Here is a 21,676-nt window from a genome sequence, read left to right as displayed (position 1 = left end):
GCGCGGTCCGCGCGGTCCGCGCGGTCCGTCGATCCTGCCGGTCCGACCGATCCGCCCCGGTTTTCAGGCGGTGCCCGCTGCCGCCTTCGTGGCGTCCGCGACCGGGTCCGGGCCGGCGATCAGCTCCAGGGTCAGTCCCGCCGTGGCCGGGGTGTCCAGCAGTTCGGCCAGGACCGCCGCCACGTCGTCCCGGGGGACCGGGCCGCGGCCCGTCGACCCCGCGAGCCGGACCAGACCCGTGCCCGCGTCGTTCGTCAGCATGCCCGGGCGCAGGATCGTCCAGTCCAGTGCTGCCCTGGAGCGTACGTACGCGTCCGCCTCGCCCTTGGCGCGCTGATAGGCGTCGAAGACCTCGTCGCCCTGGTGGTCGGGGTCGGCACCCATCGACGAGACCACGACGTGGCGGCGCACGCCGGCGCGTTCCGCGGCGTCCGCGAACAGGACCGCCGCGCCACGGTCCACCGTCTCCTTGCGGGCCGCCCCGCTCCCCGGGCCGGCGCCCGCCGCGAAGACCGCGGCGTCCGCCCCCTCCAGTACCGCGGCCACCTCGTCGACCGAGGCCGATTCCAGGTCCAGGACGACGGGTTCCGCACCCGACGCCCGTAGCTCGTCCGCCTGTTCGGGGTTGCGGATGATGCCCGCCACCTCGTCGCCGCGCGCGGTGAGCAGGCGCTCCAGCCGCAACGCGATCTGGCCATGTCCTCCGGCAATGACAATGCGCATGGTCCCGACCGTACGTCCCCGAGCGTGTGCGCGCACCGTGCGCACCGGCTTCCGGCCGCCCGTCCCGCGCTCACGGGCCCGGCGGCCCCGGTTGTCCCGGCTGACCAGGCTGGCCCGGTTGTCCGAAGTCGGAGCGACCCTGGCGCGGGACCTCCAGGGAGACCGCCGCCGGGTCGCAGTACTCCCGTACCGCGCTCGTCCGCGCGACCACCCGCCCCCGGTGGATGACGATCCTGCTGTACGCGAGGGACAGCGCGCCCGCCAGCTCCTCGCCCCGGACGGCGAGCAGTTCGGCGGGGAAACCGGCCTCCACCCGCACCTCCGGCAGCCCCATCGCCGCCCGTGCCACCGCGCTCACCGCGCCGTACGCCTCGTCCGGGGACAGTCCGGACTGCGCGGCCAGCAGGTACGCGGCCTCCAGCGGGTCGCCGCGCCCCACGGGGTTCGAGACGTCGCGCAGCGCCCCGCTGCCCGCCGCGACCCGTACGCCGGCCGCCCGCAGCAGCCCCACGGGCGCGACGCCCCGTTCATCCACCCCGCCGCAGCCGCCCTGCGGCAGGCAGACCACCGTCACCCCGGCCGCCGCGAGCTGGTCCGCGGCCCGGGCGGCCACCTCGGCCGGGAGCCGGGCCAGCCCCCCGCACGGCCCGAGCGTCACGTGCTGCCGCAGGCCGCCCACCATCGCCGCGAGCCGGGCCAGCCGCGCCGGGTCGTCACCGTCCGTGTGCAGGTCGACGGGGCAGCCGTGCTCTGCCGCGACCTCCAGCACCGCCTCCGCGAAGCCGGCCGGGTCCGGATCCAGGTCGGGCCGGCCGCCCACCGCGCCCGCGCCCATCTTCACCGCGTCCCGCAGCATCGCGAGCCCGTCGGCCCCGGCGAGCCCGGTCAGCAGCCGCGGCACGGCGACGGCCGCCAGGTCGCCGAGCCCGCGCAGCGAGCGCCGCGCCTGGAGCACCGCCTCCATCCGGACGAGTTCCTGCGCGTCCCCGATCCGTACGTGGGAGCGCAGCGCGGTCGCCCCGTGTCCCAGTTGGAGCAGGGCGGCCTCGGTGGCCCGGCGCCGTACGTCCTCGGGCCCGTACGGGACGGGCCCGGCGCCGCACTGCCCGGCGCCCTGTCCGCCCGGGGAGCCCGGCGCGGTCTCCCCGGTGTGCGGGGCGGGCGGGGAGGACAGGGCGGTCAGCGCGGTGTCGCTGTGCGCGTGCGGTTCCGCGGGGGCGGGCAGCAGCAGGTATCCGCCGAGGTCGACCCGGGCGCCCTGGGCGCCGAGGCTGCCCGCCGTGCCGACGGCTTCGATCCGGCCCCCGCTGAGCCGTACGTCCACCGTCCTGCCGTCGGTGAGTCGGGCCCCGCAGAGAACGAGCGCGGTGGTGTCGGCGGCACCACCGGGCGGCTGCGGCTGGCTGTCGGGCATCCCGCTCCTGCTCAAGACTTCCGCGTGCGGATCGCACAGCGTGAATCGAGATTAGGCGCGGCTCCGCCGAGCGTCGTGGAAGAGCGCAATAGTCGTACCGGCGAGGCCACGAATGCCGTACGGGTGGGTACGAGAGGTGTACGCACGGGTGGACAGGAGACGCGTACGTACAGGTGGGTGCGAGAGGTGTGCGGGCGGGCGCGTACCCGGACGGCCCACGGGCTGTCCGGGCGCTGCCCGGGGGCGCCCCCTCGGCCGTCCCTGAGCGGAGCTCGGACAGTCCCCGGGCGGCCCGTGGGCCGCCCCCGAGCAGACCCCGGGCGGTTCTGGGCGCGGGGCGGCCGGATCACCGAGCCGGCCGTCCCAAACGGATTCGCGTAAACGGATTTGGGCTAGTGGCGAGCAACCGTGTAATGTCTTCATCGCTCGCCCCAATAGCTCAGTCGGCAGAGCGTCTCCATGGTAAGGAGAAGGTCTACGGTTCGATTCCGTATTGGGGCTCAGATGTTCGGTGATCCTCGCCTTCGGGCGAGGTGATCCAGCATCGAAGCGGTGTAGCTCAGTCGGTAGAGCAAGCGGCTCATAATCGCTGTGTCACCGGTTCAAGTCCGGTCACCGCTACACACGGTAGCCGATTGTGGGGTCGGTCCTTCGATCGGCTACTCTTTTATGCGTTCATCCGTCCATCCGTCCGTCAAGGAGCACTCACGTGGCTGCCACCGACGTCCGCCCGAAGATCACGCTGGCCTGCGTGGAGTGCAAGGAGCGGAACTACATCACCAAGAAGAACCGGCGCAACAACCCGGACCGTCTTGAGATGAAGAAGCACTGCCCGCGCTGCAACTCGCACACCGCGCACCGCGAAACGCGCTGAACCAGGCTCGTCTGCGAGGCCGTCCCCGCTGGGGGACGGCCTCGCGTCGTTTGTCCTGGTCCGTCGTGGTCGGATCGCGTGCGGTCCCACACAGACGCGACACGCGACACGCGACACAGTCCGACACAGTTCGACACAGGAGGGAGCGAGTCATGGCGCTCGATCAGTCCTTCGTGGGGCGGAGCTATCCGCCCACCGCGCCGTACGAGGTCGGCCGGGAGAAGATCCGGGAGTTCGCCGAGGCGGTCGGCGACGCGAATCCGGCGTACCTCGACCCGGAGGCTGCCAAGGCGCTCGGGCACTGCGATCTGATCGCACCGCCCACCTTCGTGTTCGCGATCACCTTCAAGGCCGCCCGCGATGTGATCGCCGACCCGCGACTGGGCCTGGACTACAGCCGCGTGGTGCACGGTGACCAGAAGTTCGCCTACTCGCGTCCCGTACGGGCGGGGGACCGGCTGACGGTCACCTCGACCATCGAGGCCATCAAGTCCCTCGCGGGGAACGACATCATCGACGTCCGGGGCGAGGTGCGCGACGAGGCGGGCGAGCACGTCGTGACCGCCTGGACCAAGCTGGTGGCGCGCGCCGCCGAGGAGGCGTGAGGACCATGGCCGCGAAGATCGGTTACGACGAGGTCGAGGTCGGTACGGAGCTGCCGGCGGGCACGTTCCCGGTCACGCGCGCGACGCTGGTGCGGTACGCGGGCGCGTCCGGGGACTTCAACCCGATCCACTGGAACGAGAAGTTCGCCAAGGAGGTCGGTCTCCCCGACGTCATCGCGCACGGCATGTTCACCATGGCCGAGGCGATCCGGGTGGTGACCGACTGGGTGGGCGACCCGGGCGCCGTCGTCGAGTACGGCGTGCGCTTCACCAAGCCCGTCGTCGTGCCGAACGACGACGAGGGCGCGGTGGTCGAGGTCAGCGCCAAGGTCGGCGCCAAACTCGACGACCGCCGGGTACGGGTGGACCTGACCGCCATGAGCGCCGGACAGAAGGTGCTCGGCATGTCCCGCGCGGTCGTCCGGCTCGGCTGACCGCCGCGCCCCGTCGCGCCCCGGGAACGGGCGGTCCGCCCTGACCGTACTCTTGTGCCCGTGCAGGAACTCCACGACGCCCCACTCGCCCCCCTGACCACCTTCCGCCTCGGCGGCCCCGCCGCCCGCCTCGTCACGGCCACCACCGACGACGAGGTGATCGCCGCCGTACGCGAGGCCGACGACGCAGGGACACCCCTGCTGATCATCGGCGGCGGCAGCAACCTGGTCATCGGGGACAAGGGCTTCGACGGCACCGCCCTGCGCATCGCCACCCGGGGCTGCACGCTCGACGGCACCTCGCTCGAACTGGCGGCGGGCGAGGTCTGGAGCGACGCCGTCGCCCGGGCCGTCGAGGCGGGCCTCGCGGGTATCGAGTGCCTCGCGGGCGTCCCCGGCTCGGCCGGTGCCACCCCGATCCAGAACGTCGGTGCGTACGGCCAGGAGGTGGCCGGCACAATCACCGAGGTCGTCGCCTACGACCGCGCCACCCGCGAGAGAGTCACCATCCCGAACGCCGACTGCGGTTTCTCCTACCGCCACAGCCGCTTCAAGGCCCATCCGGAGCGCTGGGTCGTGCTCTCCGTGCGCTTCGCGCTGGAGGACGCGGGCGGGCTCTCCGCGCCCGTCAGGTACGCCGAGACCGCCCGCGCCCTCGGTGTCGGGCCCGGCGACCGCGCTCCCCTCGCCACCGTCCGGGAGACCGTCCTGGCCCTGCGCGCCGGCAAGGGCATGGTGCTGGACCCCGACGACCACGACACGTGGTCCGCCGGCTCGTTCTTCACCAACCCGGTCCTCGGCGCCGAGGAGTACGCGGACTTCCTGGCCCGCGTCCACGCGCGGCTCGGTGACGGCGTGGCGCCGCCCGCGTACCCGGCGGAGGACGGGCGCACGAAGACCTCCGCCGCCTGGCTGATCGACAAGGCCGGCTTCACCAAGGGGTACGGCTCGGGCCCGGCCCGTATCTCCACCAAGCACACCCTCGCCCTCACCAACCGGGGCGAGGCGACCACCGAGGACCTGCTGGCCCTCGCCCGCGAGGTGGTCACCGGGGTCCGCGAGGCGTTCGGGGTCACCCTGGTCAACGAGCCGGTGACGGTCGGCGTCAGCCTCTGAGGCCGCGCCTTCCGAAGCCGCCCCGGGACCGCCGTCAGCCGGCCAGCCAGGCGTCGACGCCCGCCAGCAGCCTCTGCCGTACGTCGGCCGACGCCGCCGAGGCCCGGACCGACTGGCGGGCCAGCTCGGCCAGCTCCTCGTCGGTGAAGCCGTGGTGGAGCCGGGCCAGCTCGTACTGGGCGGCCAGCCGGGAACCGAAGAGCAGCGGGTCGTCCGCGCCCAGCGCCATCGGGACGCCCGCCTCGAACAGCGTGCGCAGTGGCACGTCCTCCGGCTTCTCGTAGACCCCCAGCGCGACGTTGGAGGACGGGCAGACCTCGCAGGTCACCCCGCGTTCCGCGAGCCGGTGGAGCAGCCGGGGGTCTTCGGCCGCGCGTACGCCGTGCCCGATCCTGGCCGCGCGCAGGTCGTCCAGGCAGTCCCTTACGGAGGAAGGGCCGGTCAGCTCGCCGCCGTGCGGCGCGGCCAGCAGGCCGCCGTGCCGGGCGATGGCGAACGCGCGGTCGAAGTCCCGCGCCATGCCGCGCCGTTCGTCGTTGGAGAGCCCGAACCCGACGACGCCGCGGTCCGCGTAGCGCACCGCCAGCCGGGCCAGTGTCCTGGCGTCCAGCGGGTGTTTCATGCGGTTCGCCGCGACCACCACGCGCATCCCGAGGCCGGTCTCCGCGGAAGCGGCGTCCACGGCGTCCAGGATGATCTCCAGGGCGGGGATCAGGCCGCCCAGGTGGGGCGCGTACGACGTGGGGTCGACCTGGATCTCCAGCCAGCCGGAGCCGTCCCGCACGTCCTCCTCGGCGGCCTCGCGCACCAGCCGCTGGATGTCCTCCGGCGTGCGCAGGCAGGACCGGGCGATGTCGTACAGCCGCTGGAAGCGGAACCAGCCGCGCTCGTCGGTGGCGCGCAGCTTGGGCGGTTCGCCGCCGGTCAGCGCGTCGGGCAGGTGGACGCCGTACTTGTCGGCGAGTTCGAGCAGGGTCGCCGACCGCATCGAACCGGTGAAGTGCAGGTGCAGGTGGGCCTTCGGCAGGGTGCTCACATCGCGGGGGCCCGCGTCACGGGGATCTGTTGTACGGGGGCCGGTCCCGCCGGGCCGGGGCTCGCTGAGCCGCGTGTCGCGGCGGGGGGTGCTCTCCGGGGTGGTGCTCTCCATCCCAGGATCCTGCCGTATCACCGGGCCGTCCGGCATCCCGTTCCATCGATCGAGGGCTTGATCGAGATCTTGTCCGAGTACGCGAACGGGCCCCCGGCCGAGTGGCAGGGAGCCCGTTCGCACGTGCGGCGCCGCTTCGCGCGCGGCGGCGCCCCGGCTCAGTCCTTGGCCTCGGCCAGCAGCTTCTGGATCCGGCCGATGCCCTCGACCAGGTCCTCGTCCCCGAGCGCGTACGACAGCCGCAGGTAGCCCGGTGTGCCGAACGCCTCACCCGGGACGACGGCGACCTCGACCTCGTCCAGGATCAGCGCGGCCAGCTCGACCGAGGTCTCCGGGCGCCTGCCGCGGATCTCCTTGCCGAGCAGCGCCTTCACCGAGGGGTACGCGTAGAACGCGCCCTCGGGCTCCGGGCAGACCACGCCGTCGATCTCGTTCAGCATCCGCACGATGGTCCGGCGGCGCCGGTCGAAGGCGGTGCGCATCTCCGCCACGGCCTCCAGGTCACCGGAGATGGCGGCGAGCGCCGCGGCCTGCGCGACGTTCGAGACGTTGGACGTGGCGTGCGACTGGAGGTTCGTCGCGGCCTTGACGACGTCCTTGGGACCGATGAGCCAGCCCACCCGCCAGCCGGTCATGGCGTAGGTCTTGGCGACCCCGTTGATCACGACGCACTTGTCCCGCAGCTCGGGCAGGATCGCGGGCAGCGAGGTGAAGGTGGCGTCGCCGTAGACGAGGTGCTCGTAGATCTCGTCCGTCATCACCCACAGCCCGTGCTCGACGGCCCAGCGCCCGATGGCCTCCGTGTCGGCCTCGCTGTAGACGGCGCCGGTCGGGTTGGACGGCGACACGAAGAGCACGGCCTTCGTGCGCTCGGTGCGGGCCGCCTCCAGCTGCTCGACGGAGACGCGGTAGCCGGTCGTCTCGTCGGCCACCACCTCTACCGGGACACCGCCGGCCAGCCGGATCGACTCGGGGTAGGTGGTCCAGTACGGGGCCGGGACGATGACCTCGTCGCCCGGGTCCAGGATCGCCGCGAACGCCTCGTAGATCGCCTGCTTGCCGCCGTTGGTCACCAGGACCTGCGAGGTGTCGATCTCGTACGCCGAGTCGCGCAGCGTCTTGGCCACGATGGCGGCCTTGAGCTCGGGGAGCCCGCCGGCCGGCGTGTAGCGGTGGAACTTGGGGAGGCGGCACGCTTCCACGGCCGCGTCGACGATGTAGTCGGGGGTGGGGAAGTCGGGCTCGCCCGTACCGAAGACGATCACCGGACGCCCGGCGGCCTTCAGGGCCTTGGCCTTGGCGTCCACGGCGAGGGTCGCGGACTCGGAGATCGCGCCGACCCGGGCGGAGACCCGGCGCTCGGTGGGTGGGATTGCAGCGCTCATGCGGCCCATGTTCCCAGACCCGAAACATGAACGGCACATACGTTTCGCGCGTCGGCCTTACGAGCCGCTCCCCCGGCGGGGGAAGGGAGCGGGGGCGAGCGGCGGGGGACTCGTGGAGGAATGCTGTTCGACGCGGGCGCCACGACCACGTACACTCACTCGTCGTTGGCCTTCAGCAGTCGGTCCGTACCGCGCACGCCGTGCGTCCGGTCGGATGCGGTAGGTTGGGGAAAACGCAAAGGGTCGTAGCTCAATTGGTAGAGCACTGGTCTCCAAAACCAGCGGTTGGGGGTTCAAGTCCCTCCGGCCCTGCTACACACACCGCCAGGATGTGTGCGCATGTACGTACAGTCATTGCACCGCCGTGCGGCTCCCCCGGGCGCGGCACGGCCACGACCCGGAATCAGGTGAGAGAGCGTGACGGACGCCGTGGGCTCCATCGACAAGCCTGATGCCGACGATGAGTCCGCCGAGTCGAAGAAGACCCGCAAGGGCGGCAAGCGCGGAAAGAAGGGCCCGCTGGGCCGCCTCGCGCTCTTCTACCGTCAGATCGTCGCCGAGCTGCGCAAGGTCGTCTGGCCGACTCGCAGTCAGCTGACGACGTACACCACCGTGGTGATCGTCTTCGTTGTCATCATGATCGGTCTGGTGACCGTGATTGACTATGGCTTCCAGCAAGCGATCAAGTACGTCTTCGGCTGATCCCGCGGAGGGCGCCCCGCTCGGCGCCCCTTTCGCGTGTTCCACCCATTGAGCCAGGAAGAAGCAGCCACCGTGTCTGACCCGAAACTGAACGACGCCGGCGAGTCGGTGGAGTCCGCCAAGGACGAGACCGACATCGTCGAGGCGGCGGACGCTGTCGAGCCAGACCGGGCCGAATCCGCTGACGACGCCGCGGGTGAGCCGGCCGAAGAGGCCGCGGCCGGCGCGGCGGGGGAAGCGGAGGCGACCGACGACGAGCAGGCCGAGGAGCCCGCCGCCGAGGAGCCCGAGGCCCCGGTCGACCCGATCGCCGCCCTCCGTGAGGAACTGCGTGGTCTGCCCGGCGAGTGGTACGTCATCCACACCTACGCGGGCTATGAGAAGCGCGTGAAGGCCAACCTGGAGCAGCGCGCCGTCTCGCTGAACGTCGAGGAGTTCATCTACCAGGCCGAGGTCCCCGAGGAAGAGATCGTCCAGATCAAGAACGGCGAGCGGAAGAACGTTCGCCAGAACAAGCTCCCGGGCTATGTCCTGGTGCGCATGGACCTGACGAACGAGTCCTGGGGCGTCGTCCGCAACACCCCCGGTGTCACCGGCTTCGTGGGCAACGCCTACGACCCGTATCCGCTGACCCTGGACGAGATCGTCAAGATGCTCGCCCCGGAGGCCGAGGAGAAGGCCGCCCGTGAGGCCGCGGAGGCCGAGGGCAAGCCGGCTCCGGCCCGCAAGGTCGAGGTCCAGGTGCTGGACTTCGAGGTGGGCGACTCGGTCACCGTCACGGACGGCCCGTTCGCGACGCTCCAGGCGACGATCAACGAGATCAACGCCGACTCGAAGAAGGTCAAGGGCCTGGTCGAGATCTTCGGCCGGGAGACCCCGGTCGAGCTGAGCTTCGACCAGATCCAGAAAAACTGAGCACGCCGGAGCGGGCCGGAGCGCACATCGCTCCGGCCCGCTCCGGCTGTACGGACGCCGAACGGCTCCCGAGCACATTCCGACCGGGTCGGACAGGCCGAGTGCCTGTCTGACCTGTCGGTTTTTAACCGCACACCTCTACCCGTTATCGTTGTGCGGTATGCCTCCATCCGGATGACCGGGTGGTCGGCTGAATACTCTCACCAGGACCCGGAGAGAACACATGCCTCCCAAGAAGAAGAAGGTCACGGGGCTCATCAAGCTCCAGATCCAGGCCGGCGCGGCCAACCCGGCTCCGCCGGTCGGTCCCGCGCTGGGTCAGCACGGCGTCAACATCATGGAGTTCTGCAAGGCCTACAACGCCGCGACCGAGTCGCAGCGTGGCACGGTCGTGCCGGTGGAGATCACGGTCTACGAGGACCGCTCCTTCACCTTCATCACGAAGACTCCGCCGGCCGCCAAGCTGATCCTCAAGGCCGCGGGCGTGGCCAAGGGCTCCGGCACCCCTCACACCACGAAGGTCGCGAAGATCACCCGTGACCAGGTGCGCGAGATCGCCACGACCAAGATGCCCGACCTGAACGCGAACGACCTGGACGCCGCCGAGAAGATCATCGCCGGCACCGCCCGTTCGCTGGGCGTCACGATCGAGGGCTGACCCAGCCGGGCACCCCAGTGGCAGGGCCATGCGCGGCCCGGACCACGAACTCCACACCTGCAGAAAACCCAGGAGAAGAAGTGAAGCGCAGCAAGGCTCTCCGCGGCGCGGACGCGAAGATCGACCGGGAGCGCGCGTACGCCCCGCTCGAGGCCGTCCGTCTCGCCAAGGACACCACCGTTTCCAAGTTCGACGGCACCGTCGAGGTCGCCCTGCGTCTGGGTGTCGACCCGCGCAAGGCCGACCAGATGGTGCGCGGCACCGTGAACCTTCCGCACGGCACCGGCAAGACCGCCCGGGTCCTGGTCTTCGCGACCGGTGACCGTGCCGAGGCCGCGCGTGCCGCGGGCGCCGACATCGTCGGTGCCGACGAGCTCATCGACGAGGTTTCGAAGGGCCGTCTGGACTTCGACGCCGTCGTCGCCACCCCGGACCTCATGGGCAAGGTCGGCCGTCTCGGCCGTGTCCTCGGCCCGCGTGGTCTGATGCCGAACCCGAAGACCGGCACGGTCACCCCGGACGTCACCAAGGCCGTGACGGACATCAAGGGCGGCAAGATCGAGTTCCGGGTCGACAAGCACTCGAACCTGCACTTCATCATCGGCAAGGTCTCCTTCGACGAGACCAAGCTGGTGGAGAACTACGCCGCGGCGCTGGAGGAGATCCTCCGTCTCAAGCCGTCCGCCGCCAAGGGCCGCTACATCAAGAAGGCGACCCTGACGACGACGATGGGCCCCGGCATCCCGCTGGACGCCAACCGCACCCGCAACCTCCTCGTCGAGGAGGACCCGGCCGCCGTCTGAGGCTGACGGCCGCCGCGGGTCAGCCGCGTCACGACAAGCCGGTCCTCGCGCCCGAACCCTCGGGTGGGAGGACCGGCTTGTCGTGTTCGTCCGAGAGGCCCGCCGGAGCCGGTACGCACAGGGTTGTCACAGGGTGGCTGTACAGTCATCGCACATCTGAGCTACTTGTGTGGACCCTTGGGGGGGATCATGAACAAGATGTACGGGAAGATCGCGGTGGCCGGGCTGACGAGCCTGCTCCTGTGCGGTACGGCTGCGTGTTCGGCGTCGGCGGACAAGTCCGAGCCGAAGGCGGAGAAGCCCGCGCAGGCCGTGGACATGTCGCCGGTCGCGGCGGTCAAGAAGGCCGCGGACAACGGCAAGAAGATCACCTCGATGTCGTACACGATGAAGGGGCAGGTCCCGGGCCAGGGCACGTTCAACGGCGACGCCGCGATGAGCCTGAAGCCGCTTGCCATGCGGATGACGATGGACGTCGAGGTCGCGGGGGAAAAGCAGGCGATCGAGGTCCGGCTCACGTCCGACGGCATGTACCTCAACGGCGGCGACGAGGCCGCCAAGGAGATGGACGGCAAGAGCTGGATCAAGTTCCCGATGGAGGCGCTGGGGGAGGGGAAGGACAACCCTCTCGGCGCGCTCGCAGGCCAGGCCGACCAGAACCCGGCCGACCAGTCCGCCTCGATGACCGCGGCCGAGGACCTGGAGAAGGTCGGCGAGGAGACCGTGGCGGGCGTCAGGACGACGCACTACACGGGCACGGCCACCCTGGACGACATGCGCGCGGCGCTGAAGGGGACGGACGCCAAGACGAAGGAGCGCCAGGAGAAGGGGCTCAAGGCGTACGCGGACATGGGCATCGACAAGATGACCATGGACATGTGGATCGACGGCAGCGACCACACCAAGCAGTTCCGCATGCGGAGCACGACCCCGAGCGGGCCGCTCGACGTGACGGTGGTCTTCGGGGACTACAACAAGCCGGTGGAGATCACGGCCCCGCCCGCCGCCGAGACGGTGGACCTCGCCGAGATGATGGAGGAGGACGGCGCCGCCTGACGGCCGCCGGTCCGGCCCCGGCCCGGCCTCCGTGGTGGCGCGGGGGCCGGATTTGCCTGCCGGAGACCCCTTGACGTAATCTCCTCCAGAAGCCAAAGACCGCTGGTCGTTGCCGTGTACTCGTACGAGGGTGCGGTGGCCGAAGGATCCGCTCGATGCGGACGTCCTGCGCAGGTGACTGTGGAAAGCTCCCGGATTCCGTTCGGTCGAGTTATGCCCCGTGCGCCCGCGCTCGGGGCGTTTTGCGTTGTCCAGCCCCTTCCTCGCGGTCCTCATCACCCGGAAGGAGGCCGATGCTCATGGCAAGGCCCGACAAGGCTGCCGCGGTGGCCGAGCTCACGGACAAGTTCCGCGACTCGAACGCCGCCGTGCTGACCGAGTACCGGGGTCTCACCGTGGCGCAGATCAGGGATCTGCGTCGTTCGCTCGGTGGGAACGCCCAGTACGCCGTGGTGAAGAACACGCTGACCAAGATCGCGGCCAACGAGGCCGGGATCAACACGCTGGACGACCTGTTCGAGGGTCCGACCGCTGTTGCCTTCGTCACCGGTGACCCGGTGGAGTCGGCCAAGGGTCTTCGTGACTTCGCCAAGGAGAACCCGAATCTCGTCATCAAGGGCGGTGTCCTTGACGGCAAGGCGCTGAGCGCCGACGAGATCAAGAAGCTTGCGGACCTCGAGTCCCGTGAGGTTCTGCTTTCCAAGCTGGCCGGTGCCATGAAGGGCAAGCAGTCGCAGGCTGCGGCGCTCTTCCAGGCGCTTCCGTCGAAGTTCGTCCGCACCGCGGAAGCGCTTCGCGCCAAGAAGGAAGAGCAGGGCGGTGCCGACGCGTCGGCTCCCGCCGAGGCCGACGCCGAGTAATCACGCTCGCGCTCGGTCGCAGCGGGCAGACCCTCGCGGTCATGCCGTCAGGCAGTCGCCCGCCGAACTGTACATACCGGCACCAGCCGAATTAGTGGAAGGACCGCCATCATGGCGAAGCTCAGCCAGGAAGACCTGCTCGCGCAGTTCGAGGAGATGACCCTTCTCGAGCTCTCCGGCTTCGTGAAGGCCTTCGAGGAGAAGTTCGACGTCACCGCCGCCGCCCCGGCCGCCGTCGCCGTCGCGGGCCCGGCCGGCCCGGCCGAGGAGGCCGCTCCGGAGCAGGACGAGTTCGACGTCGTCCTCACGGCTGCCGGCGACAAGAAGATCCAGGTCATCAAGGTCGTGCGTGAGCTGACCTCCCTGGGTCTGAAGGAGGCCAAGGACCTCGTGGACGGCGCCCCGAAGCCCGTTCTCGAGAAGGTCGCCAAGGAGGCCGCCGACAAGGCCGCCGAGTCCCTCAAGGGCGCCGGCGCCTCCGTCGAGGTCAAGTGACCCGTTGAGGTCCCAGGACCTCTTCCGGGACCGCCACCGGCCGCCCGCGGGCGGAACGAGCCGGTCCCGGCGCCCTCGGGCGCAGCGTTGACGCGAAGGGCGATCACCCAGCCGGGTGGTCGCCCTTCCGCGTTCCCGAGGGGGGTGCCTTGCTCTTCGGCGTGCGGCGAGTATCGTGATCATCGCTGTGTCCGCACACCCGGGTGAGGTTCCGTATGGGGTGGGGGGCCTTGACGAACCGCACGTAGCGCGCGATTCTCAGGACGCGTCGTCACATCGATCCGGATTCGAGGCATGGATCGGCGGCGAAGAGGGCAGTATCGATGTGCGTCAGGGGACGCGAGGTTGACCGCGGTTGAGACAAGGGTGCTGGGACAAACGAGGGCGTCGGAAAACCCGCTCTGGACATCAGTGTGCCAAGTGGCTACACTGTCCCTTTGCGCTGCCTGTTAGCTGCCCCCTGCCCGTCACCAGGGGCACCCCCTCGCAAGAGTATCGGTGAGTGAAAGGCCCTGAACTGGGCTTTCTCCCTCCGTGCCCGGCCTGGGACCGGTACGCGCGTAGTGAGTCCGAGCCCTCGGAAGGACCCCCTCTTGGCCGCCTCGCGCAACGCCTCGACCGCGAATACGAACAACGGTGCCAGCACCGCCCCGCTGCGCATCTCCTTTGCAAAGATCAAAGAGCCCCTTGAGGTTCCGAACCTCCTTGCTCTGCAGACCGAGAGCTTCGACTGGCTGCTCGGCAACGCCGCTTGGAAGGCTCGTGTCGAGGCGGCTCTGGAGAACGGGCAGGACGTCCCCAGGAAGTCCGGTCTGGAGGAGATCTTCGAGGAGATCTCCCCGATCGAGGACTTCTCCGGGTCGATGTCGCTGACCTTCCGCGACCACCGCTTCGAGCCGCCGAAGAACTCGATCGACGAGTGCAAGGAGCGCGACTTCACCTTCGCCGCGCCGCTCTTCGTCACGGCCGAGTTCACCAACAACGAGACCGGCGAGATCAAGTCCCAGACGGTCTTCATGGGCGACTTCCCGCTCATGACCAACAAGGGCACCTTCGTCATCAACGGCACCGAGCGTGTCGTGGTGTCGCAGCTGGTCCGTTCGCCGGGTGTCTACTTCGACTCCTCGATCGACAAGACGTCCGACAAGGACATCTACTCCGCCAAGATCATCCCGTCCCGGGGTGCCTGGCTGGAGATGGAGATCGACAAGCGCGACATGGTCGGTGTGCGCATCGACCGCAAGCGCAAGCAGTCCGTGACCGTCCTCCTCAAGGCACTCGGCTGGACGACCGAGCAGATCCTTGAGGAGTTCGGCGAGTACGAGTCCATGCGCGCCACCCTGGAGAAGGACCACACCCAGGGCCAGGACGACGCGCTGCTCGACATCTACCGCAAGCTCCGTCCGGGCGAGCCCCCCACGCGCGAGGCCGCCCAGACGCTGCTGGAGAACCTCTACTTCAACCCCAAGCGCTACGACCTGGCGAAGGTCGGCCGCTACAAGGTCAACAAGAAGCTCGGCGCGGACGAGCCGCTGGACGCCGGCGTGCTCACCACCGACGACGTCATCGCCACCATCAAGTACCTGGTCAAGCTGCACGCCGGCGAGACCGAGACGGTCGGCGAGAGCGGCACGCAGATCGTCGTCGAGACCGACGACATCGACCACTTCGGCAACCGCCGTCTGCGCAACGTCGGCGAGCTCATCCAGAACCAGGTCCGCACGGGTCTGGCCCGGATGGAGCGCGTCGTGCGCGAGCGCATGACGACCCAGGACGTCGAGGCGATCACGCCGCAGACCCTGATCAACATCCGGCCGGTCGTCGCCTCCATCAAGGAGTTCTTCGGCACCAGCCAGCTGTCCCAGTTCATGGACCAGAACAACCCGCTGTCGGGTCTGACCCACAAGCGCCGCCTGTCGGCGCTGGGCCCGGGCGGTCTGTCCCGTGAGCGGGCCGGCTTCGAGGTCCGTGACGTGCACCCGTCGCACTACGGCCGCATGTGTCCGATCGAGACGCCCGAAGGCCCGAACATCGGTCTGATCGGCTCGCTCGCGTCGTACGGCCGGGTCAACGCGTTCGGCTTCGTGGAGACGCCCTACCGCAAGGTCACCGACGGCCAGGTCACCGACGAGGTGGACTACCTGACCGCCGACGAGGAGGACAGGTTCGTCATCGCCCAGGCGAACGCGACCCTCTCCGACGACCTGCGCCTGACCGAGAGCCGGGTCCTGGTGCGCCGCCGTGGCGGCGAGGTCGACTACGTGCCCGCCACGGACGTCGACTACATGGACGTCTCGCCGCGCCAGATGGTGTCGGTCGCGACCGCCATGATCCCGTTCCTGGAGCACGACGACGCCAACCGCGCCCTCATGGGCGCGAACATGATGCGCCAGGCCGTGCCGCTGATCACGTCCGAGGCGCCGCTGGTCGGCACCGGCATGGAGTACCGCTGCGCGGTCGACGCCGGTGACGTCATCAAGGCGGAGAAGGAGGGTGTGGTCCAGGAGGTCTCCGCGGACTACATCACCGTCGCCAACGACGACGGCACGTACACCACGTACCGCATCGCCAAGTTCTCCCGCTCGAACCAGGGCACCTCGGTCAACCAGAAGGTCATCGTCAACGAGGGCGACCGGGTGATCGAGGGCCAGGTCCTCGCCGACGGGCCGGCCACCCAGCAGGGTGAGATGGCGCTCGGCAAGAACCTCCTCGTGGCGTTCATGCCGTGGGAGGGCCACAACTACGAAGACGCGATCATCCTCAGCCAGCGGCTGGTCCAGGACGACGTCCTCTCCTCGATCCACATCGAGGAGCACGAGGTCGACGCCCGGGACACCAAGCTCGGCCCCGAGGAGATCACCCGCGACATCCCGAACGTCTCCGAGGAGGTCCTCGCGGACCTCGACGAGCGCGGCATCATCCGCATCGGTGCCGAGGTCGTCGCCGGCGACATCCTGGTCGGCAAGGTCACCCCCAAGGGCGAGACCGAGCTGACCCCGGAGGAGCGCCTGCTCCGCGCGATCTTCGGTGAGAAGGCCCGTGAGGTCCGTGACACCTCGCTGAAGGTGCCGCACGGCGAGACCGGCAAGGTCATCGGCGTGCGCGTCTTCGACCGTGAGGAGGGCGACGAGCTGCCCCCCGGTGTGAACCAGCTGGTGCGCGTGTACGTCGCGCAGAAGCGCAAGATCACCGACGGTGACAAGCTCGCCGGCCGCCACGGCAACAAGGGCGTCATCTCCAAGATCCTGCCGATCGAGGACATGCCGTTCCTGGAGGACGGCACCCCCGTCGACATCATCCTCAACCCGCTGGGCGTCCCGTCCCGGATGAACCCGGGACAGGTTCTGGAGATCCACCTCGGCTGGCTCGCCAGTCAGGGCTGGGACGTCTCCGGCCTCGCGGACGAGTGGGCCGAGCGGCTCCAGGGCATCGGCGCGGACCAGGTCGAGCCGCGTACGAACGTGGCGACGCCGGTCTTCGACGGCGCCCGCGAGGACGAGCTGGCCGGTCTGCTGGAGCACACCGTCCCCAACCGCGACGGCAACCGCATGGTGCTGCCGTCCGGCAAGGCGCGGCTGTTCGACGGCCGCTCCGGTGAGCCGTTCCCGGACCCGATCTCGGTCGGGTACATGTACATCCTCAAGCTCCACCACCTGGTCGACGACAAGCTGCACGCCCGCTCGACCGGTCCGTACTCCATGATCACCCAGCAGCCGCTGGGTGGTAAGGCGCAGTTCGGCGGTCAGCGCTTCGGTGAGATGGAGGTGTGGGCGCTGGAGGCGTACGGCGCCGCCTACGCCCTGCAGGAGCTGCTGACGATCAAGTCCGACGACGTGACCGGCCGCGTGAAGGTGTACGAGGCCATCGTCAAGGGCGAGAACATCCCCGAGCCCGGCATCCCCGAGTCCTTCAAGGTGCTCATCAAGGAGATGCAGTCGCTCTGCCTCAACGTGGAGGTGCTGTCCTCGGACGGCATGTCCATCGAGATGCGCGACACGGACGAGGATGTCTTCCGCGCGGCGGAGGAGCTCGGTATCGACCTGTCCCGGCGCGAGCCGAGCAGCGTCGAAGAGGTCTGACGGGTTCGCCGGCCGGACCCCGTGTCCGGCCGGCTCTCCCCGGACCCGTTCAGACCATTGATGAAGTGCCCCAATCCAATCGCTGAGGCGAGGGGCTCGAACCCCCGAAAGAGGGATTGACGACAAGTGCTCGACGTCAACTTCTTCGACGAGCTGCGGATCGGCCTGGCCACCGCGGACGACATCCGGACCTGGTCGCACGGCGAGGTCAAGAAGCCCGAGACCATCAACTACCGCACGCTCAAGCCCGAGAAGGACGGACTCTTCTGCGAGAAGATCTTCGGTCCCACCCGGGACTGGGAGTGCTACTGCGGCAAGTACAAGCGTGTCCGCTTCAAGGGCATCATCTGCGAGCGCTGCGGTGTCGAGGTCACCCGCGCCAAGGTGCGCCGTGAGCGGATGGGCCACATCGAGCTGGCCGCGCCCGTCACCCACATCTGGTACTTCAAGGGCGTCCCGTCCCGGCTGGGCTACCTGCTGGACCTGGCGCCGAAGGACCTGGAGAAGGTCATCTACTTCGCCGCGTACATGATCACGTACGTGGACGAGGAGCGCCGCACGCGCGACCTGCCCTCGCTGGAGGCGCACGTCTCCGTCGAGCGCCAGCAGATCGAGAACCGCCGCGACGCCGACCTGGAGGCCCGCGCCAAGAAGCTCGAGACCGACCTGGCCGAGCTGGAGGCCGAGGGCGCCAAGGCCGATGTGCGCCGCAAGGTGCGCGAGGGCGCCGAGCGCGAGATGAAGCAGCTCCGCGACCGCGCGCAGCGCGAGATCGACCGCCTCGACGAGGTGTGGAACCGCTTCAAGAACCTGAAGGTCCAGGACCTGGAGGGCGACGAGCTCCTCTACCGCGAGCTGCGTGACCGCTTCGGCACGTACTTCGACGGTTCGATGGGCGCCGCCGCGCTGCAGAAGCGCCTGGAGTCCTTCGACCTGGACGAGGAGGCCGAGCGCCTCCGCGAGATCATCCGTACCGGCAAGGGCCAGAAGAAGACCCGGGCGCTCAAGCGCCTCAAGGTCGTCTCCGCGTTCCTCCAGACCAGCAACAGCCCCAAGGGCATGGTGCTGGACTGCGTGCCGGTCATCCCGCCGGACCTGCGTCCGATGGTGCAGCTGGACGGTGGCCGCTTCGCGACCTCCGACCTGAACGACCTGTACCGCCGTGTGATCAACCGGAACAACCGGCTCAAGCGTCTGCTCGACCTCGGTGCCCCCGAGATCATCGTGAACAACGAGAAGCGGATGCTCCAGGAGGCCGTCGACGCGCTGTTCGACAACGGCCGCCGCGGCCGTCCGGTCACCGGTCCGGGCAACCGCCCGCTGAAGTCCCTGAGCGACATGCTCAAGGGCAAGCAGGGCCGCTTCCGGCAGAACCTGCTCGGCAAGCGCGTCGACTACTCGGCCCGTTCCGTGATCGTCGTCGGCCCGCAGCTCAAGCTGCACCAGTGCGGTCTGCCCAAGGCGATGGCGCTGGAGCTGTTCAAGCCGTTCGTGATGAAGCGCCTGGTGGACCTGAACCACGCGCAGAACATCAAGTCGGCGAAGCGCATGGTCGAGCGCGGCCGCACGGTCGTGTACGACGTGCTCGAAGAGGTCATCGCCGAGCACCCCGTGCTGCTCAACCGCGCGCCCACCCTGCACCGGCTGGGTATCCAGGCGTTCGAGCCGCAGCTCGTCGAGGGCAAGGCCATCCAGATCCACCCGCTCGTGTGCACCGCGTTCAACGCGGACTTCGACGGTGACCAGATGGCCGTCCACCTGCCGCTGTCGGCGGAGGCCCAGGCCGAGGCGCGCATCCTGATGCTCTCCTCGAACAACATCCTCAAGCCGGCCGACGGCCGTCCGGTCACCATGCCCACCCAGGACATGGTGCTCGGCCTGTTCTTCCTCACCACCGACGAGGAGGAGCGCGAGGTCATCGGCGCGGGCCGGTCCTTCGGCTCCACCGCCGAGGCGACCATGGCCTTCGACAACCGGGAGCTCTCGCTCCAGGCGAAGGTCGACATCCGCTTCCCGGTGGGCACCATCCCGCCGCGCGGCTGGACCCCGCCGGCCTCCGACGAGTTCGAGGCCGACCCCGCCGCCGCGCCGTGGCAGCCGGGCGACCCGTTCCGGCTGCGGACGACGCTGGGCCGCGCGCTCTTCAACGAGCTGCTGCCCGAGGACTACCCGTTCGTCGACTACACGGTGGGCAAGAAGCAGCTCTCCGAGATCGTCAACGACCTGGCCGAGCGCTACCCCAAGGTCATCGTGGCGGCGACGCTCGACAACCTGAAGGCGGCCGGCTTCTTCTGGGCCACCCGCTCCGGCGTCACCGTCGCCATCTCGGACATCATCGTGCCCGAGGCGAAGAAGGCGATCGTCCAGGGCTACGAGGCGCAGGACGACAAGGTCCAGAAGCAGTACGAGCGCGGTCTGATCACCAAGGACGAGCGCACCCAGGAGCTCATCGCGATCTGGACCAAGGCGACCAACGAGGTCTCCGAGGCGATGAACGCGAACTTCCCGAAGACCAACCCGGTCTCCATGATGGTGAACTCGGGCGCGCGCGGAAACATGATGCAGATGCGTCAGATCGCCGGTATGCGTGGTCTGGTGTCGAACGCCAAGAACGAGACGATCCCGCGTCCGATCAAGGCGTCCTTCCGCGAGGGCCTGTCCGTGCTGGAGTACTTCATCGCCACGCACGGTGCCCGTAAGGGTCTGGCCGACACCGCCCTGCGTACCGCCGACTCGGGTTACCTGACCCGTCGTCTGGTGGACGTCTCGCAGGACGTGATCATCCGCGAGGAGGACTGCGGCACCGAGCGCGGTCTGAAGCTGCGGATCGCCGAGCGCGGCGCCGACGGTGTGCTGCGCAAGGCGGACGACGTCGAGACCTCCGTGTACGCGCGGATGCTCGCCGAGGACGTCGTCGTGGACGGCAAGGTCATCGCGCCGGCCAATGTCGACCTGGGCGACGTCCTGATCGACGCGCTGGTGGGCGCCGGGGTCGAGGAGGTCAAGACCCGCTCGGTCCTGACCTGCGAGTCCGCGGTGGGCACCTGCGCCTTCTGCTACGGCCGCTCGCTGGCCACCGGCAAGCTGGTCGACATCGGTGAGGCGGTCGGCATCATCGCCGCCCAGTCCATCGGTGAGCCCGGCACCCAGCTGACGATGCGTACCTTCCACACCGGTGGTGTGGCCGGTGACGACATCACCCAGGGTCTGCCCCGTGTCGTCGAGCTCTTCGAGGCCCGTACGCCCAAGGGTGTCGCGCCGATCTCGGAGGCGGCCGGCCGCGTCCGGATCGAGGAGACGGAGAAGACCAAGAAGATCGTCGTCACCCCGGACGACGGCAGCGACGAGACGGCGTTCCCGATCTCCAAGCGTGCCAAGGTCCAGGTGCGCGAGGGCGACCACGTCGAGGTGGGCCAGAAGCTCACCATGGGTGCCACCAACCCGCACGACGTGCTGCGGATCCTCGGTCAGCGCGCGGTCCAGGTCCACCTGGTCGGCGAGGTCCAGAAGGTCTACAACTCGCAGGGTGTGTCGATCCACGACAAGCACATCGAGATCATCATCCGGCAGATGCTGCGCCGGGTGACGATCATCGAGTCCGGCGACGCGGAGCTGCTGCCGGGCGAGCTGGTCGAGCGCTCGAAGTTCGAGACCGAGAACCGTCGTGTGGTCACGGAAGGCGGCCACCCGGCCTCCGGCCGTCCGCAGCTGATGGGTATCACCAAGGCGTCGCTGGCCACCGAGTCGTGGCTGTCGGCGGCGTCCTTCCAGGAGACGACCAGGGTCCTGACCGACGCGGCGATCAACGCCAAGTCGGACTCCCTGATCGGCCTCAAGGAGAACGTCATCATCGGTAAGCTCATCCCGGCCGGTACGGGCCTGTCCCGCTACCGCAACATCCGGGTCGAGCCGACCGAGGAGGCCAAGGCCGCGATGTACTCGGCCGTCGGCTACGACGACATCGACTACTCGCCGTTCGGCACGGGCTCCGGCCAGGCCGTTCCGCTGGAGGACTACGACTACGGTCCGTACAACCAGTAAGGCGTGAGGAACCGGAGGGCGGTCATCTCGTACGGGGTGGCCGCCCTCCGGCGTGTCCGGCCGCTCTTCGGCGTACGTACGGGGCCGTCTGCGGCCCGGTGTGTGTCCGGGGCCGCCCGTGGGTGCGCCGGACGTCAGACGGCGTGGCCCGCCCGGATCGCGTTTCCTGGCCCCGTCCACGCTCTGGGTCCCGCCGAGGGGTGCCGCCTGGCCCGCGCCGACCGCCGACCCGGCCGGCCTCGGATCCCTGACCTGGTGGGGAGCCCGTCCGCCGGCGCCCGGCCCGGTGGCGCGGTGTCCGGCGTGTCGGGAGCGGGGCATTTGTTTTGACCGGAGTCGGTGCGGTAGGTACGCTCAGACCTTGTG

At 69.4% G+C, this 21,676-nt stretch carries 17 protein-coding genes and 3 tRNA genes; 16 read left to right on the top strand and 4 right to left on the bottom strand.

Annotation, left to right across the window (positions count from 1 at the left end):
- Positions 1 to 63: 63 nt before the first annotated feature.
- Positions 64 to 723, bottom strand: a complete 660-nt coding sequence (locus tag ACU6P3_RS13450; RefSeq protein ID WP_447197309.1) for an SDR family oxidoreductase — start codon at positions 721 to 723, stop codon at positions 64 to 66.
- 70 nt (positions 724 to 793) lie between these two features.
- Positions 794 to 2,137: an amidohydrolase family protein gene (locus tag ACU6P3_RS13445; RefSeq protein WP_447197308.1), complete on the bottom strand. Its 1,344-nt coding sequence runs from the start codon at positions 2,135 to 2,137 to the stop codon at positions 794 to 796.
- Between the two features lie 428 nt (positions 2,138 to 2,565).
- Between ACU6P3_RS13445 and ACU6P3_RS13440 the strand changes: the two genes are divergently transcribed.
- The 6 genes from ACU6P3_RS13440 to ACU6P3_RS13415 all read left to right on the top strand — a co-directional run bounded on the left by ACU6P3_RS13440 (position 2,566) and on the right by ACU6P3_RS13415 (position 5,166).
- Positions 2,566 to 2,638 (top strand) — tRNA-Thr (locus ACU6P3_RS13440).
- 47 nt (positions 2,639 to 2,685) lie between these two features.
- Positions 2,686 to 2,758 (top strand) — tRNA-Met (locus ACU6P3_RS13435).
- 88 nt (positions 2,759 to 2,846) lie between these two features.
- Positions 2,847 to 3,011 carry a 50S ribosomal protein L33 gene (gene rpmG, locus ACU6P3_RS13430; RefSeq protein ID WP_003956487.1) on the top strand — a complete coding sequence of 55 codons (165 nt, stop codon included), beginning with the start codon at positions 2,847 to 2,849 and terminating at the stop codon, positions 3,009 to 3,011.
- A 152-nt stretch (positions 3,012 to 3,163) separates the two neighbouring features.
- Complete coding sequence (locus ACU6P3_RS13425) at positions 3,164 to 3,616, top strand: FAS1-like dehydratase domain-containing protein (RefSeq protein WP_447197307.1); 453 nt, start codon at positions 3,164 to 3,166, stop codon at positions 3,614 to 3,616.
- 5 nt (positions 3,617 to 3,621) lie between these two features.
- Positions 3,622 to 4,050: a MaoC family dehydratase gene (locus tag ACU6P3_RS13420; protein ID WP_447197306.1), complete on the top strand. Its 429-nt coding sequence runs from the start codon at positions 3,622 to 3,624 to the stop codon at positions 4,048 to 4,050.
- 60 nt (positions 4,051 to 4,110) lie between these two features.
- Complete coding sequence (locus tag ACU6P3_RS13415; protein ID WP_447197305.1) at positions 4,111 to 5,166, top strand: UDP-N-acetylmuramate dehydrogenase; 1,056 nt, start codon at positions 4,111 to 4,113, stop codon at positions 5,164 to 5,166.
- A gap of 34 nt (positions 5,167 to 5,200) precedes the next feature.
- On the opposite strand, the gene ACU6P3_RS13410 is transcribed toward ACU6P3_RS13415, so the two are convergent.
- Positions 5,201 to 6,316 carry an adenosine deaminase gene (locus tag ACU6P3_RS13410; RefSeq protein WP_447197304.1) on the bottom strand — a complete coding sequence of 372 codons (1,116 nt, stop codon included), beginning with the start codon at positions 6,314 to 6,316 and terminating at the stop codon, positions 5,201 to 5,203.
- A 158-nt stretch (positions 6,317 to 6,474) separates the two neighbouring features.
- On the bottom strand, positions 6,475 to 7,701 hold the full coding sequence (locus tag ACU6P3_RS13405; RefSeq protein WP_030742142.1) for a pyridoxal phosphate-dependent aminotransferase: 1,227 nt from the start codon (positions 7,699 to 7,701) through the stop codon (positions 6,475 to 6,477).
- Between the two features lie 239 nt (positions 7,702 to 7,940).
- Between ACU6P3_RS13405 and ACU6P3_RS13400 the strand changes: the two genes are divergently transcribed.
- From ACU6P3_RS13400 to ACU6P3_RS13355, 10 genes are all read left to right on the top strand, one after another.
- A tRNA-Trp gene (locus ACU6P3_RS13400) sits at positions 7,941 to 8,013 on the top strand.
- Between the two features lie 105 nt (positions 8,014 to 8,118).
- Positions 8,119 to 8,403 carry a preprotein translocase subunit SecE gene (secE, locus tag ACU6P3_RS13395; RefSeq protein ID WP_030742145.1) on the top strand — a complete coding sequence of 95 codons (285 nt, stop codon included), beginning with the start codon at positions 8,119 to 8,121 and terminating at the stop codon, positions 8,401 to 8,403.
- A gap of 72 nt (positions 8,404 to 8,475) precedes the next feature.
- Entirely contained in the window at positions 8,476 to 9,318 is an 843-nt protein-coding gene (nusG, locus tag ACU6P3_RS13390) for a transcription termination/antitermination protein NusG (RefSeq protein WP_447197303.1), read from the top strand.
- Positions 9,319 to 9,541: 223 nt separating this feature from the next.
- Entirely contained in the window at positions 9,542 to 9,976 is a 435-nt protein-coding gene (gene rplK, locus ACU6P3_RS13385) for a 50S ribosomal protein L11 (RefSeq protein ID WP_030742150.1), read from the top strand.
- Between the two features lie 80 nt (positions 9,977 to 10,056).
- Positions 10,057 to 10,779, top strand: a complete 723-nt coding sequence (gene rplA, locus ACU6P3_RS13380; protein WP_030742152.1) for a 50S ribosomal protein L1 — start codon at positions 10,057 to 10,059, stop codon at positions 10,777 to 10,779.
- 198 nt (positions 10,780 to 10,977) lie between these two features.
- On the top strand, positions 10,978 to 11,835 hold the full coding sequence (locus ACU6P3_RS13375; protein ID WP_514414746.1) for an SCO4651 family lipoprotein: 858 nt from the start codon (positions 10,978 to 10,980) through the stop codon (positions 11,833 to 11,835).
- Positions 11,836 to 12,134: 299 nt separating this feature from the next.
- Positions 12,135 to 12,695: a 50S ribosomal protein L10 gene (gene rplJ / locus ACU6P3_RS13370; RefSeq protein WP_344276846.1), complete on the top strand. Its 561-nt coding sequence runs from the start codon at positions 12,135 to 12,137 to the stop codon at positions 12,693 to 12,695.
- A gap of 111 nt (positions 12,696 to 12,806) precedes the next feature.
- Complete coding sequence (gene rplL, locus ACU6P3_RS13365) at positions 12,807 to 13,190, top strand: 50S ribosomal protein L7/L12 (protein ID WP_030742158.1); 384 nt, start codon at positions 12,807 to 12,809, stop codon at positions 13,188 to 13,190.
- Between the two features lie 593 nt (positions 13,191 to 13,783).
- Positions 13,784 to 17,269, top strand: a complete 3,486-nt coding sequence (rpoB, locus tag ACU6P3_RS13360) for a DNA-directed RNA polymerase subunit beta (RefSeq protein WP_447197301.1) — start codon at positions 13,784 to 13,786, stop codon at positions 17,267 to 17,269.
- A 126-nt stretch (positions 17,270 to 17,395) separates the two neighbouring features.
- Complete coding sequence (locus tag ACU6P3_RS13355; RefSeq protein ID WP_030742161.1) at positions 17,396 to 21,310, top strand: DNA-directed RNA polymerase subunit beta'; 3,915 nt, start codon at positions 17,396 to 17,398, stop codon at positions 21,308 to 21,310.
- The last annotated feature ends 366 nt before the right edge of the window (positions 21,311 to 21,676 follow it).

It is taken from the genome of Streptomyces hebeiensis, from assembly GCF_052983195.1.
This window is presented reverse-complemented; position numbering and strand designations above follow the sequence as displayed.

Bases quoted from the DNA above. Each gene is read 5' to 3' on its own strand.
- ACU6P3_RS13420 (WP_447197306.1), top strand. From the start codon at position 3,622: ATGGCCGCGAAGATCGGTTACGACGAGGTCGAGGTCGGTACGGAGCTG.
- ACU6P3_RS13410 (WP_447197304.1), bottom strand. From the start codon at position 6,316: ATGGAGAGCACCACCCCGGAGAGCACCCCCCGCCGCGACACGCGGCTC.
- ACU6P3_RS13375 (WP_514414746.1), top strand. From the start codon at position 10,978: ATGTACGGGAAGATCGCGGTGGCCGGGCTGACGAGCCTGCTCCTGTGC.
- ACU6P3_RS13450 (WP_447197309.1), bottom strand. From the start codon at position 723: ATGCGCATTGTCATTGCCGGAGGACATGGCCAGATCGCGTTGCGGCTG.
- rplK (WP_030742150.1), top strand. From the start codon at position 9,542: ATGCCTCCCAAGAAGAAGAAGGTCACGGGGCTCATCAAGCTCCAGATC.
- rplL (WP_030742158.1), top strand. From the start codon at position 12,807: ATGGCGAAGCTCAGCCAGGAAGACCTGCTCGCGCAGTTCGAGGAGATG.
- ACU6P3_RS13405 (WP_030742142.1), bottom strand. From the start codon at position 7,701: ATGAGCGCTGCAATCCCACCCACCGAGCGCCGGGTCTCCGCCCGGGTC.
- ACU6P3_RS13425 (WP_447197307.1), top strand. From the start codon at position 3,164: ATGGCGCTCGATCAGTCCTTCGTGGGGCGGAGCTATCCGCCCACCGCG.
- ACU6P3_RS13445 (WP_447197308.1), bottom strand. From the start codon at position 2,137: ATGCCCGACAGCCAGCCGCAGCCGCCCGGTGGTGCCGCCGACACCACC.
- rplJ (WP_344276846.1), top strand. From the start codon at position 12,135: ATGGCAAGGCCCGACAAGGCTGCCGCGGTGGCCGAGCTCACGGACAAG.